Source organism: Fusobacterium necrogenes (assembly GCF_900450765.1).
GTDB classification, from domain to species: Bacteria; Fusobacteriota; Fusobacteriia; order Fusobacteriales; family Fusobacteriaceae; genus Fusobacterium_A; species Fusobacterium_A necrogenes.
In genome coordinates, this window is sequence record NZ_UGGU01000003.1 from 1,278,281 (window position 1) to 1,292,668 (window position 14,388).

The 14,388-nt window shown below is 28.1% G+C and carries 9 protein-coding genes and 1 pseudogene; 3 read left to right on the forward strand and 7 right to left on the reverse strand.

What is annotated here, in order from left to right; all coding sequences use genetic code 11:
- Position 1: 1 nt before the first annotated feature.
- The 6 genes and pseudogenes from pelG to DYA59_RS06195 form a co-directional block, all read right to left on the reverse strand.
- Positions 2–2,341 carry an exopolysaccharide Pel transporter PelG gene (gene pelG / locus DYA59_RS06170; protein WP_115270419.1) on the reverse strand — a complete coding sequence of 780 codons (2,340 nt, stop codon included), beginning with the start codon at positions 2,339–2,341 and terminating at the stop codon, positions 2–4.
- A pseudogene (gene pelF / locus DYA59_RS06175) lies at positions 2,329–3,762 on the reverse strand (GT4 family glycosyltransferase PelF). Before pelF ends, pelG begins: the two are co-directional and overlap by 13 nt.
- Complete coding sequence (locus tag DYA59_RS06180) at positions 3,759–4,694, reverse strand: tetratricopeptide repeat protein (protein WP_115270421.1); 936 nt, start codon at positions 4,692–4,694, stop codon at positions 3,759–3,761. The pseudogene pelF and the gene DYA59_RS06180 overlap by 4 nt, the downstream one beginning before the upstream one ends.
- Positions 4,684–6,525, reverse strand: coding sequence for a DUF2194 domain-containing protein (locus DYA59_RS06185; protein WP_115270423.1), 1,842 nt, complete (start codon positions 6,523–6,525; stop codon positions 4,684–4,686). Before DYA59_RS06185 ends, DYA59_RS06180 begins: the two co-directional genes overlap by 11 nt.
- A complete protein-coding gene (locus DYA59_RS06190) occupies positions 6,515–7,732 on the reverse strand; it encodes a hypothetical protein (protein ID WP_115270425.1) in 1,218 nt (405 codons plus the stop codon). Before DYA59_RS06190 ends, DYA59_RS06185 begins: the two co-directional genes overlap by 11 nt.
- Positions 7,733–7,763: 31 nt before the next feature.
- Positions 7,764–8,645, reverse strand: coding sequence for a DMT family transporter (locus DYA59_RS06195; protein WP_115270427.1), 882 nt, complete (start codon positions 8,643–8,645; stop codon positions 7,764–7,766).
- Positions 8,646–8,815: 170 nt separating this feature from the next.
- On the opposite strand from DYA59_RS06195, the gene sppA reads away from it, so the two are divergent.
- Together sppA and DYA59_RS06205 are read left to right on the forward strand one after the other, a co-directional pair.
- Positions 8,816–10,534 (forward strand): signal peptide peptidase SppA, encoded by a 1,719-nt coding sequence (gene sppA, locus DYA59_RS06200; RefSeq protein ID WP_115270429.1) that lies wholly within the window; start codon positions 8,816–8,818, stop codon positions 10,532–10,534.
- A gap of 75 nt (positions 10,535–10,609) precedes the next feature.
- On the forward strand, positions 10,610–10,966 hold the full coding sequence (locus tag DYA59_RS06205; RefSeq protein WP_115270431.1) for a YbaB/EbfC family nucleoid-associated protein: 357 nt from the start codon (positions 10,610–10,612) through the stop codon (positions 10,964–10,966).
- An 88-nt stretch (positions 10,967–11,054) separates the two neighbouring features.
- On the opposite strand, the gene mnmH is transcribed toward DYA59_RS06205, so the two are convergent.
- On the reverse strand, positions 11,055–12,095 hold the full coding sequence (gene mnmH, locus DYA59_RS06210) for a tRNA 2-selenouridine(34) synthase MnmH (RefSeq protein WP_115270433.1): 1,041 nt from the start codon (positions 12,093–12,095) through the stop codon (positions 11,055–11,057).
- Positions 12,096–12,449: 354 nt separating this feature from the next.
- On the opposite strand from mnmH, the gene recQ reads away from it, so the two are divergent.
- Positions 12,450–14,363, forward strand: a complete 1,914-nt coding sequence (gene recQ, locus DYA59_RS06215; protein WP_115270435.1) for a DNA helicase RecQ — start codon at positions 12,450–12,452, stop codon at positions 14,361–14,363.
- Positions 14,364–14,388: the final 25 nt, after the last annotated feature.

Consider the following 14,388-nt stretch of genomic DNA (forward strand, 5'->3'; position numbering starts at 1 on the left):
ATTAATATCCCCCTATATATATTCCATCTCTATTAAATCCCTCATCATCTAACCAATCTCTATTATATCCATCACTAATCTCTTCCTTTTCTTCTATTGCCTCCTTCTCTCCCCTTCTATAACCATTTATATTCACTCCTTCTCTATTATATCCCTCTCTGTCATAGTAGTCTTGAGTATATTTGTTTAATCCATAGTATGTCCAACCTGTCTTATCATACTCTGTACCTGTTTCTCTATGTTTTCCCTCTGCATCAAATCCCAATTTATCATATGGACTATTGGTATAGACATTTTTTCCTTGATAGTCAAACCCTCTCTCATCATAACTTTTTCCTGTTTCCCTGTGGATACGATTTTTATTAAACCCTCTACCATCATATTTACTTTTTGTATATATGTTCCAACCAGATTTATTAAAACCATCTTCTCTTATTCCATCTATACTATACCCATCTTTGTCATAGTAACTTTGAGTATATTTATTTAATCCATAGTATGTCCAACCTGCCTTATCATACTCTGTACCTGTTTCTCTATGTTTTCCCTCTGCATCAAATCCTAATTTATCATATGGACTATTGGTATAGACATTTTTTCCTTGATAGTCAAACCCTCTCTCATCATAACTTTTTCTTGTTTCTCTGTGAATATGATTTTCATCAAATCCTCTATAGTCATAGGCAGTATCTGTAAATTCATTCCATCCAGCTCTATTAAACCCTAAAGAGTTGACTCCTTCTGAATTAAATCCTTCATAGTCATATCCCTCTAAACTATATATTCCCATTGTATGCCAATTTCTTTTAGTTACGTTATTAAATCCTTTTTTATCATAAGAGGTACATCCTCCAAATATTAGCATAACTAAGGCTACTAAAATTATATATACTTTTTTATTCATCACTCTACTTAAACCTCTAGAAAAATCTTCTCCTATTTTTACTTCATAGTTTCTTCTAAACATAGTAATATAAGTCAGATTCTCAAAAATTCTTCTATTAAAATATACAGCTATCAAAAGAGTAATAAAACTTGATATAAAAAATCCCAATCCTAAATAGTTTTCAGACATTTTCCCAGTTATTATAGAAAAAATCGTATTAGTCAAAAAGAAAATCAATCCTGTAAAAGCTGAGTAACCTCTGAAATCAAAATATAAAAATATAGTTATATATATAGCTACAAATATAGCACAATATACTGAAAGAACAGTCAACCTAAATATATCTAAAAGATATAAGTCCATTCCAAAATAATCAAAAATCAAATCTCCAGCAAGAACAAAGGTTATTGATACCATAAATTGTAACTCCATAGAATAAAATATCTCTTCACTTAAAGCTTTGTACATCTCTCTTAAAGCTTTTTTTATATCTTCATAATTTCCAGTATAAAATACCTCTTTGTAATAATTTTGATACACTGGTAAAAATCTTGTCTCTAAAAAAATCATAAAATAAACCATACTTGGAATAGCAGTACAAAATCCATAAAATACAGCTATTTCGTAGAGGGGAGAGATTCTAAATACACCAGCTGTTATATAAGAGTTACCTAAATACCAATTTACTATTACGTGGGACCACATTCCCCAAAAATAAAATAATCCTGTAAAGAATAGATTAAAATAGCCTTTAAAATATCCTAAAAATCCAAAATCCTCTGTGCTCTCCCCCTTGAACACTTTCAAAAGATAGATAGAATTAAATAAAAAATTTAAAACAATACCAATAGTATAACCTAGTACCATCACAAAACTGATACTCTCTTTTTCATATAGATTTGGATATTTAAAAAATACATATACACAACCAATAGCAATAATATTTCCTATAAAAAAACTTTTTATCATAAAGTTATAATTTTTTAAAAGAGAGACAAAAATCATAGTTATCCAAGAAAGACTCATAGTGATAAATAGAACTATACATACTAATTTATAGTTTGTGGATAACTCCCCTCTCCTTATAAAAAAATAACTCATAAAAAAGCCAAGAATAATTATTATTTTGCTTATTCCTATGTATGCCCCTCTTATTTTAGATATATTCTTACTAAAAACACAATCTGATACATATCTAGTAACTAAATATTGAAATGGTCCTGTGAGAAGTTGAGAAAAAACAAAAGCATATAGTATAGTACTTGTATAGAGGACTCTTTCAAATCTATTTATATTTACAGCCTTAGCTAATAATATGATTATATTCAAGCTGACACTTGTTATAATCCACGGACCTACACTAACTATTGTTGAATAAGCTATCGCTTTTACATCTCCAAAAGGTTTATCCTTTTCAGAAAAAAGTTTTCTCAATTCAAATCCTATTCCTGCCATTTTCTTTCACCCAACTCTCTATAAATCTCTTTATATTTATTTATATAATAAGATTTCTTATATTTTTTAAATACAATTTTTTTACCATTTTCCCCATACTCTTTTATTCTTTCAGGATTATAAGCATATTTTATCAGCTCCTCACCTAAAGCTGTATAAGAGGTAGGAGGTATTATACTCCCTGCTTCTCCTATATCTTTCCACCCCTTTATTACCTCTCTACAATTTCCAACATCTGTTGTAATAACTGGTATTCCTGTTGCCATAGCCTCTAATATGCTAAGTGGTTGTCCTTCTGATATAGATGAAAGCACTATTACATCTAGAAATTTATAGTACTCTTTTACATCAACTCTCCCAGTAAAAACAACTTTATCCTCTATTCCCAAATCTTTTACAAGTTGTAAACACTCCTCATAGTATTCTCTATCCTCTTCATATGGTCCTATTATCCATAGTTTTGTGTCTTCTACCCTCTGAGTAAGTAGTTTAAATCCCTTTATCATCATCTTTACATCTTTTATTGGAACTACTCTTAAAACAGAGCCAACATTAAATCCACTTCTTTTCTCTCTTTGGATTTTACTATAAATCTCCCCATCAATCCCATTGGGAATAACTACAGTTTTTTTCTCATCTGCTCCATTCTCTATTTGAGCCTGTCTATTATATTCAAATAAAGATATAATAATATCACTATATTCATAAGCTAATTTTGAAAGATAATAAAAATACTCTATCCATATACTTTTAAATTCTTTATCTATCCATTTAGCTATAATTATCTCCTCCTCTCTTTCACGAGGATAGATTCCATGCTCTGTTAAGACTACTCTTCCCATTTTCCTGTGAGCGGCAAGAGCAGCTACATAACCAGCATATCCAGTTGCTACTGGATGATATATATCTGCTTCTGGTATCTTACTCTGTCCTATGAGTATGAGATTTAAAATGATATTTCTATATGTTCAATAATAGATATTAAAATTTCTTCCACTATAATTTTTTTCATAATTTTCAACAAGGGTATTCCAATAATCTCTGCTCAATATAACCTCTAAAGGTTTTCCTATATTTTTCTCAAATATTTTTTCCACTATTTCCAAAGCTTTACTTGTTATTATTTTATTAAAAGTTAAAAGTTCCCTTACTGCCTCTTCTCTCTCTTTACTCTCCATAAATTTATTTTTTAGCACTTGAAAAATAGAGAAATCTATCTCTGGATTTAAAATTATATTGTCTACGCTTACTACATTTTTAGGAAGCTCATACTTTAATTGAGCAAACTCTTTATTTGGAATGATACATAAAACCTTAAAATTATATTCTGGACTAGAGGTAATTATCTCATGCACCCAAGATGAAACCCCACCTACTATATATGGGTAGGCTCCTTCACATATTATACATACTGTTTTCATTGGCTTACCTCCCCTTGAAAAATTTCAGGCAATACTGCTCCTGAGTTTGAATATTTTTTATAATATTTCAACATCTCCTCATATCTATTCTCTTTATAAAGAAATTCTAACATCAGTTCTACTAACTCTCTTTTTTCACTTTCAGCTATAAGATTTTGTAAAAGTTTTTCATATTCATCTTTTTTATCCAATCTCTCATAAATAGTTAGTAACTCCTCCCTTAGCTCCCCCTTCTCTCCACTTAATTCTAAAAGTAAGTCTAAAGTCTTTTCTAAATAGAAAGTCAGCATAAAATTTTTTAATATCCCTGAATTTATATACTCTCTATAAGCTTGATATAGTTTATACTTATCCCCTGTTTTCTCTGCTTCCTTTATATTTTTTTGTAATTCTACATCTATTCGATTTAATTCTACAGCAGCATAGTGTATAACATTTATATCCTCATCTTTTAATGCTTTTTCTAATATCTCAACTTTAAAATCTATATTAGGTGGATTAAATTCAAATATAAATTTTTTCTTTTCCTCTGTTGTTTTTACATTAAGAGAGTCATAGGCAGCTATGGTATTTAAACTTTTTTGTAATTCCAATTGCTCTTCTACACTATCTTTTATATATTTTTCCATATCATAAGCTTCCTCTATATTATTTTTTATCTCATCTTTAAAAATGGAAAATACCAGCTCACACAGAAGAATAATCCCTCCTACAAGAGGAAGAAAAAATAAAATCAAGTCATAATATCCTATATCAGCTTTTAATATATAGGTACTAATTACTATATAGATAGCAGATATTCCCATATGAAATAGCCAAAAATTACTTCTTAAACTGTCAAAAGAGATAGTATTATAGTTTTCTTTAAAATTGTATATCTCTATCCCAAAAAAAACTAGAAGAATAATTATATTTATAATCTTATTTTTCATATTTTCCCTCCTCTAGTTCTATTTCAAAATATTCTCTATCTATACTCAATTGATAAAGGGTGTTATTTTTATACTCCCCTATTACTCTAATCCTATTAGAGCTAACATTTTTTATTCTATTATTTTTTAATCTAAAGGTTATTTCAAAAGGAGAATTAAAATTTTTAGTTTCTATTATAATTTTATTTCCTATTTTCTTAGAATATAACTCTATATTCTCCACATTTTTATACTTTTCTAACAACTCATAATTGAGAGTTGGTTCTAGATATGGTAAATTTTTATCTACCTCTTCTAACATATTTTCAAACTCTCTTAAAAGCTGTTCCCAATCTTTTCCATAACCTCTATCTTCAGATAAAATATCATCTGGGTGTATAAAGTGAGAGTAGTATCCATATACAGCTAAGGCATTATAAATATTCCACATTTTTTCTTCGGTAGCTGAAAATCCTGATGAAAATCTAGGTAATAGATAAATTGATGGAAAATCCCTATCTCTACCTACTTCTGTTACAAAACTACCATCTCCAGCTCCATAAAAAAGTGAAGATATAATTTTTAAATTTGGATAATGTTTATATAATACCTTTTTTCCTCTAGTGGTTAAAATATTACTTGGTGGAACATATGAGTAGATTTCAACATTATCCCCCCACAGCTCCTTTATAATATTATCTAGTTTAGTAAGACCAGCTTCTATATCCTCTTCATTTTTCCAAGGATTATAGTTGAGAGATTTAAAATCTATATCTCCTTCAAAGGCTAAAGGATTATGATTATAGCCATGTATTCCCAATTCTCCACCTTGCAAAAATAATTCTCTCCCTCTTTTATCTAAATCTCTCATAGTAGTACGATTTAACTCTTTCATACTAGACTTTGACATATCGTCATTATAATCTCCAATCATAAAGGCTGAATATTTAAGATTTCTTCTTCTAGCAAGAGCTTTCATATCCTGCCACCAAATCTGATTATAAAAGTCGTGGGTATCCATTCCATAGCTTTTATAGATAATATCATCTCTATATCTAGGAATTGGAGAGGGAAAATCATCTAAGTGTACCAATTTACTATTCAAAGTAACTCCTATATACCAAGGACTTCCTAAAGAGATAAGTTGTGTCATAACTCCTCTTCCTACCTTTTCTGCCAAAAGTGAGGTATTTACATAAAAAATCTCTCCTTTTCCTAACTCTTTTTTCCATATGAGAGGTGTTTCCTTTTTATCCTTAGCTATAATTTTTACATCCTTACTTAATTTTGGAGAGTGGGTATATCCACTTATACTTCCATCTTTTATACTTAAAGAATCTAGCCCTGGATAAAACTTTTCAGAAAAACTCATTCCATTACTTATATAACTCTCTTTTAAATCTATACTTTCTATTCCTAAGAATCTATGGAAAGGAGAGTAAAGAGAATTTGTAAATAAAAATATCCCTCCCCCTTCATTTTTTATCTTCTCCCTCATAGCTAAATAGATATTTTTTCTAAATCCTAAAAATGTATCTGTTGTAAAAATAAAGTTTTGATATAGAGAGATATCTATATCTTCCCCTATTTCCACTTTATCATAAGGGGTTTTATTAAATTTAAAAACCTCTTCTAAATTATCCAATATCTCTTGGGATAGGCTATTATTTTTAGAATAGAATACTAAATATTTTTGGTAGTTCTCTAAAGTAGTTTTCTCTTTTTTAATTGTTGGAGATATAAATCTATGATTTTGCTCTAAAGAAAAATAATCTCCCTTATCTAAAAATCTTATTCCTTGTACTATTCCTGCTAATAATAAAATTAAAAATATAAAATATCTAGATTTCATAAAAATCAACTTCTTTTAAACACTCTTTTAATTTTAAAATTAAAGAGTCTATTTTTTCTTTTTTTGTCATAGAAAAGAGTACTTGTATATATTTTTCATCTGCTGTAATATAGATGTTTCCCTCTATTTTGTCACTTAGAGCATCAGAAATCTCTTTTGGAGTAAAACCTTTATTCTTAGCCTCTAGTAAAACATAGCTCTCTTTTAGAATCTCCTCTCTTCTCTTATTCTCAGCTACTACACTATCAAAGTACTCTTTTTGTAAAATTTTTGGAGCTGATTCTATATAATATTTACTATTTTCTACTTCAACTCTTTTTAAAATCTCAATCATTGCATCTCTTAATTCTTCAACAATTATTTTAAAAAGTTCAAAGGTATATCTCTCTTTTACATTAAAACTTAATTTTTCCACATTGATAAAACCAATAATCTTATCTCTATCAAAAATCGGGGCAACATATATAGGAGTTTTTAATGCTGTATTTAATGGATACTCCTGTGGTTTTCTACTTTTATATACCTCTCTAAATTGTTTAGCTATTTCACTTTCAAAGTCTATACTATAGTCTAAAGTTCTATTTCCAAAAGATAGAATATTCACTAATCTTTTGTCATCAACTAATTTATATATAGATGCAGACTCGCACTCCAAAAAATCTTTGAAAAGAATCATAATCTCTGTATAAACTTGCTCTATATTTTTATTTTTTAGAGAGTTTTTTATATGATACAATGTTATTAAACTATGTCTACTATTTACAATCTGGTTTTTCAATTTATTACTTAAAATAGTTAATTCTAAATTTTTATCCCTTTCCTCTCTATACTTCTTACTCAACTGATGTTTCTCATTATTTAACTCTTCTATCTTTTCATCAAAAATATTTTTAAACTTTCCTAAAACTAAATTTACAAATAGAAATATCAAGAAAAATTTATAGTAATCTACACTTATAAAAAATAATCCTAAATCATTTCCTAAGGATAAATATGTGTAAAGATATACCCCTGTAGCTATAAAACTTCCTATTAATCCCAAGTATGCTCCATACTTTAATGCTATAAATCCTACCATTATTACAAAAGGATGAAGATTCATCTCTAAAAAACTATCTCCAAATCTTAGATATTTAAAAAAAATTAAATATATAAGAAAAGAGTAAACTAAACTTTCCAATAAACAACCAACCATTTTATTTCTCATATTCCCAACTCCTTTTAAAATCTATTGTAATTTACAAGAAAAATAAAGCTATTCCAAAAACAGAGATACAAGCCCCTATTATCTCTTTTATTCTTATTTTTTCTTTAAATATTAAATATGATATGGGAATTATAAGAATTGGGCTCGTTGAGGAAATTGTAGATATAATACCAGCATTTCCTAAATTAAGAGCTGCTACTAAAAAAGTTATTCCAGCTGTGGCTGTAATAGTTCCACCTATTATTAACAATATAACTTTCCTATCCTCCAATACATTAAAGACTTTTTTCCACAATCTTTTGTAAGTAAGAAAAATTACAAAGACACCTAAAGCACAAATCATTCTTATCTGAGTAGATGAACTAGGGTCATATCCCATTGAACCCATCTTAGTAAATACTATTCCTGTTGCCTCTAAAATTATTGCTACACAGATAAATAGTATCCCCTTTGATGATAATTTTTTCTCATCATTTTTATTTTTAGGGTTGATTACTACTAATAGTACTCCACTACAGGTTATTAGCATAGCTGCAATTTGAATTAGTGTCAATGCTTCCCCTAAAAAAAGATAACCAAATACTCCTACTACTAGGGGAGTCATTGTCATAAAAAGCATACATATTCTAGCCCCTATCATAACATAGGCTTCATACAAAAATTGATCTCCTAAAAATAATCCTATAAGGCCTGATATTCCTAATATTTTCCAATTTTGTGGCGTTGCATCTAATGGCAAAACAGCTCCCCTATCCATAAAGGTAAAAATTCCTAGAAAAACAATACCTATTACTAATCTAATTACATTTACTGAAATACTGTCAGCTCTCCTTGAAGCTTTCTCAAAAAAAAGTGAGCTCAAGGCCCACCCAAGTGATGTAACAAGTGCAAAAATCTCTCCTAAATATTGCATAAATCCCTCCTAAAATGCTTTATTATGGCCTCATTTAGAATTATATAATAAATTTTGAAAAATAAAAAGAATTTCTTTAAATAAAGTATTTCATTGGGTCTTTTTAAATACTTGACTATATTAAAAAATATGATATTATTAATTGAAAAGATTAAATAAGGATGGTGTATATGGTATTTTTTAAATTTCTAAAAAAATTGATATTAAAAACATTACTATTTATTACTAAAGAATTTTTTTCATTTATAATTAAAATTTTTCTTTTATTTATAATTATTACTGCAATTACAGTAAGTATATTAAAATATTCTATTCAAAGTGAAAATCTTTCTTTAGAAAAAAATAGTGTTGTTTTTGTCGACTTAAGTAAGGAGTATACTGAAAAATCAAAGCCTCTTCCTAAATTTTTTTTAGACAGTGAGATAAATTTCTATTCCCTCATAAGAAGACTTGATTCTATAAAAAAAGATAAAAACATTAGTAGTATTTTTTTAAAATTAGATAATATTTCATTGAATAGAGCTCAAATTGAAGAGCTGAGTGTAAAACTAGATGAAATAAAAAAAATTGGGAAAAAAGTTATTTCATATGCTAATTCTTTGGATAATAAAGGATATTTACTAGCTCTTTCTTCAGATGAAATAATAATGCCTCCTACTATGGGTGCTAATGTCAATATTACAGGCTACTATACTGAATTAGCTTATTACAAAGGTTTAGCTGATAAACTTGGAGTAAAATTCAATGTTATACATGTAGGAGATTACAAAGCCTACGGTGAGAATTTTATTAGAAAAGAAATGTCATCTGAATATAAAGAAAATATTATTAGGCTTCAAGACAAAATATATAACAATTTTTTAAATAAACTTGTTGATGCAAGACAAGTAGATAAAAATTTTATAAATACCAAAATTTTAAATGGTGATTTTGTTTCTTCAGAACCTTATCAAATGAAAAAATTTAATTTAATAGATAAACAACTTTATGAGACACAAATAAAAGAAGTAATAGGAGAAAAAAGATGGTTTCCTATTGAAAAATATCAAGAAAAAGTTAATATCTCTAATAACAAATTGGCTCTTATCTATGCTGAAGGAAATATTTTATTTAATAATGAAAAATCAGGAATAGGAAATAGTATTACTCCTGATAAAATAAATACTGAAATAGATAAAGCTCTCAAAGACTCTAATATTAAAGGAATTGTATTAAGAATAAATTCTCCTGGTGGTTCTGCGCTTGCATCTAATTTAATATATTACAAAATAAAAGAAGCTAGTAAAATAAAACCCATATATGTATCTATTAGTGGAGTAGCTGCTTCTGGTGGATATTACATAGCATCAGCTGGCAATAAAATTTTTGCTGATAAAGAAAGCATAACTGGCTCAATAGGTGTAGTTAGTTTAATTCCTAATTTTAATGAACTTACTAAAAAAATAGATATAAATATAGAAAATGTAAAAAAAGGTGAATATTCTGATTTATTTTCTTTAACAAAAGAATTTACAGAAGATGATAGAGAAAAAATATATGCCTCTAGTTTAAAAGTTTACAATGAATTTCTAGATGTGGTAGCACAAAGTAGAAATTTAGACAGAAAATATGTTCATTCAATAGCTCAAGGAAAAGTATGGTTAGGTATAGAAGGAAAAGAACTTGGATTAATTGATGAACTTGGTGGACTTGAAAAAGCAATAATTACACTTGCTGAAGATTTACAATTGAATGAGTATGAAGTAGTTGATGTAATTGAAAATGATAAACTAGATACAATAGTTAAGCAATATCTTCCTTTTAAAGCAGTATTAAAAAATATATCTACTCTTACTGAGGAAAAAGAATTATTATTTAATCCTATTTACTTTTTCCCGTATAAGATATAGAAAACTATTGAAAACTTGCAATGATTTGTGATATAATCACTTTTAAGGATCAAAAATATCAGGAGGATAGTCAGAATGGTTAGAAAGTTAAAGGGTGGAAAAACATCTCAAGGTGCAGAAAGCCAAATGAATATACTAAAACAAGCTCAAGCTATGCAACAACAAATGTTACTAGTTCAAGAGGAGTTAAAAGATAAAGAACTTGTATCTTCTGTTGGTGGTGGAGCTGTAACTGTTAAAGTTAATGGGCAAAAAGAATTATTAGAAATTAAATTGACTGATGATATAGTTAAAGAAGCTAGCGAAGATAAAGAAATGTTAGAAGACTTAATAATTTCTGCTGTAAGGGAAGCAATGAGACAAGCTGATGAATTAGCTGAAACTGAAATGGGTAAAATAACTGGTGGAATCAATATTCCAGGACTTTTTTAAATAGTTAATAAATCAAAGAAGAGATTGATAAAATAATATCTTTCTCTTCTTTATATTTTTATAATATAGATAAACATTTAAAAATATTTTATATATGATTATCCTCGTTTTCTAATTCAAAGAAATATTTGCTTAATTTCTGAGCACATTCTTCTATCTCTTCATAAGCTATAGAGAATTCAAATTCATGTTTATTGATACTTATCTCATATAAGGGATCATAATATTGAATAATTAAAAGTTCCCCTAATTCTCTTAATTTTTTAGAATATAATAACTTTAAATAGTTATTCAATTTTTCTTTAGAAATATATCGAGCAACCTTCATAATACATTTCTCCATCTCTTCAATAGCAACATTCCCATAATCTTCCATTAAAATATCTACTCTTTTTGAGATACTTGTATTTATAAAAATATGTTTCCCCCCCGTCATTGAAGAATAAACTGACTCTGGCACATATAAATTTCCAATTCTCTTGCTCTCACTTTCAACAACTATATATTTAGTTTTACAAGTCCTTAAAAATTCAAAAATCTCTCCATCAAACCTTTTCTGACTTTGAGGAAATTTTTCTCCTAAAGCTCCAAAAAATGAACCTTTATGTGATGCCATTTTTTCTAAATTCATCACAGAAACCCCCAATTCATTCATTCTATTTAAAATTTTTGTCTTTCCAACTCCAGTCCTTCCATGTATAACTAAATATTTAAATTTTTCATTTTCTATAGGTAATCTATTTAATATAAAATCTCTATAGGCCTTATATCCTCCATCCAATTTTAGTACTCTATATCCTAAGCTAGCAAAAAGAGCTGTGATAGATGAACTTCTCATTCCTCCTCTAGCACACATAAAAACAAGTTTAGAATATTTTTTTGAAAGTTCTTGTACCTGCTCAAAAATTTTCGGTAATCTTTTAGAGATAAACTCTACTCCAATTTTTTTTGCAGTTTCCTTTGATTGTTGTACATAAGTTGTTCCTACACTAACTCTTTCTTCATCAAGTAATACTGGGATATTAATTGAATTTGGAACTTTTTCTAATAAAAACTCTTTAGGAGTTCTTACATCTATTAGTACAACACTCTCTTCTTTTAAAAAATCTTCAAAACTTATCTTATCCATCTCAACTCTCCTTAATTTTCAAACAACAATTTGCTATATATTATAACATAAGTATAAATATATTTGAATAATTAAAATAAAAACAACACTAACTCTCTAAGAAAAAATAAAATATTTATATAAAATTATAAAGATTTCACTTTAATAATCTCAATAAGGAAAAATAAAAAAGAGATATTCTAAATGTGAATAGTTTACATTAGAGCTTGAAAATGCTATAATAATATAAAATAAAGTTTATCTATATTTTTACTATCTTGAATAGATAAATGATTATATAAAATTATAAAATAAGAGGAACTGTTAGAGCAAGAATTTTAGACAGTTCCTTTTTTACAAATTAGAGGACAAGTGATGATAAAGGAAGCAAGAAAACTGTTAAAAGAGATATATGGATATGATGATTTTAGAAGAGGGCAAAAAATAATAGTAGATTCAGTTTTGAAAGGAAGGGATACACTGGGAGTAATGAGTACAGGTGGAGGAAAATCTATCTGTTATCAAGTACCAGCTCTTCTTTTTAAAGGAATAACTATTGTAATCTCTCCACTGATCTCCCTTATGAAAGATCAAGTAGATAGTTTAAGGTTCTTGGGAGTAAAGAGCATCTATATAAACTCTACACTTTCAAAGGAAGAGTATTTGGTAAGTGTAAAAAAATTAAAAAGCGGAGAAGCTAAAATAGTATATGTAGCTCCAGAAAGATTAGCTAATGAAAAATTTGTAGAGTTTATAAAGAGATTTAAAATTTCTATGATAGCTGTAGATGAGGCACACTGCATATCACAATGGGGGCATGACTTTAGAAAAAATTATTTAGAAATACCTACATTTATGCAAAATATAGGGCAGAGAGTACAAATATTAGCTTTGACAGCTACAGCAACAAAAGAGGTAAGAAAAGATATAGAGGATAAACTTACACTACATAATCCATTTACTTATGTTCATGGCTTTGATAGAGAGAATATATTTTTTAAAGTAGTGAGGAATGTAGTAGCTGAAGCTTATATAGTTGACTATCTGAAAAAAGCTCAAAAAAAATCTGGAATAATTTACGCCTCAACTAGAAAAGAGGTAGATAATCTCTATGCTTATTTAAAACTTAGAGATATAAGTGTAGGAAAATATCATGCAGGACTTACAGAAGATGAAAGACGTGAAAATCAAGAGAGATTTATAAAAGATGAGATACAGATAATGGTCGCAACTAATGCTTTTGGAATGGGAATAGATAAATCCAATGTAAGATTTGTAATACATAGAAATATTCCTAAGGATATGGAAAGTTATTATCAAGAGGCTGGACGTGCTGGAAGAGATGGAGCACCAGCAGAAGCTATTCTTATGTTTTATGAAGAGGATGTAAGTACACAAACTTTTTTAATAGATAGCAACGAAGAAACAAGTGATGATTTAAAGAGAGAAAAGATGAAAAAGCTTGATGCTATGGTGGAGTATGCCTATTTAGAAAGTTGTTATAGAGAGTATATTCTTAAATATTTTGGAGATAAGAGAATAAAAAACTATTGTGGCAAGTGCGGAAATTGTAAAACCCTTAAAAATGTAGAGGATTTGACAATAGAAGCTCAGAAAGTAATTTCCTGCATAGGAAGGGCAAAGGAGAGTGTTGGGATATCTACCCTTGTAAATATTCTCTATGGAAGAAGTGATACTAAGATGGATAGAAAGGAGTTTAATAAACTTTCTACCTTTGGTATTATGAGTGATAAAGAGATAAATTGGATAGAGGAGTTTGTGAATTTTTTAATCTCTGAAGGATATTTTGAGCAAAGTGCTGGAAGTTTTCCTGTGCTTAGATTTAATGATAAGTCTAGAAGAGTTTTAAAAAATGAAATCTCAGTATTTAGAAGAATAGATGAGAAGATTAGCTTTGATTACTTTGAAGATTCGTTATTTGAAGAACTTAATCAGCTAAGAGGTGAGATAGCAAAGAGAGAAGATGTAGCTCCATACATAGTATTTTCTGATATGACACTACTTGAAATGGCAGAGTATAAGCCTAAAAATAGATGGGAGATGCTTAAAATACGTGGAGTTGGAAATCAGAAATTTAAAAATTATGGAGAAGAATTTTTAAAAGTAATAAATAGATATAGTGATGAGGATATAGCTAGATTAGAAAAAGAAGAAAGTAAATATGAATGGTTAGAGGATGAGAAAATAGAAAAATTGAAAAAAAGATTGAAACTAAATATAGATAATGAAAAATTAAAGGATATACTCTATGAAACTTTAATAATCTAAGATAAAATATACCGAGAGGAATTGA

Bases quoted from the DNA above. Each gene is read 5' to 3' on its own strand.
- pelG (WP_115270419.1), bottom strand. From the start codon at position 2,341: ATGGCAGGAATAGGATTTGAATTGAGAAAACTTTTTTCTGAAAAGGAT.
- DYA59_RS06180 (WP_115270421.1), bottom strand. From the start codon at position 4,694: ATGAAAAATAAGATTATAAATATAATTATTCTTCTAGTTTTTTTTGGG.
- DYA59_RS06185 (WP_115270423.1), bottom strand. From the start codon at position 6,525: ATGAAATCTAGATATTTTATATTTTTAATTTTATTATTAGCAGGAATA.
- DYA59_RS06190 (WP_115270425.1), bottom strand. From the start codon at position 7,732: ATGAGAAATAAAATGGTTGGTTGTTTATTGGAAAGTTTAGTTTACTCT.
- DYA59_RS06195 (WP_115270427.1), bottom strand. From the start codon at position 8,645: ATGCAATATTTAGGAGAGATTTTTGCACTTGTTACATCACTTGGGTGG.
- sppA (WP_115270429.1), top strand. From the start codon at position 8,816: ATGGTATTTTTTAAATTTCTAAAAAAATTGATATTAAAAACATTACTA.
- DYA59_RS06205 (WP_115270431.1), top strand. From the start codon at position 10,610: ATGGTTAGAAAGTTAAAGGGTGGAAAAACATCTCAAGGTGCAGAAAGC.
- mnmH (WP_115270433.1), bottom strand. From the start codon at position 12,095: ATGGATAAGATAAGTTTTGAAGATTTTTTAAAAGAAGAGAGTGTTGTA.
- recQ (WP_115270435.1), top strand. From the start codon at position 12,450: ATGATAAAGGAAGCAAGAAAACTGTTAAAAGAGATATATGGATATGAT.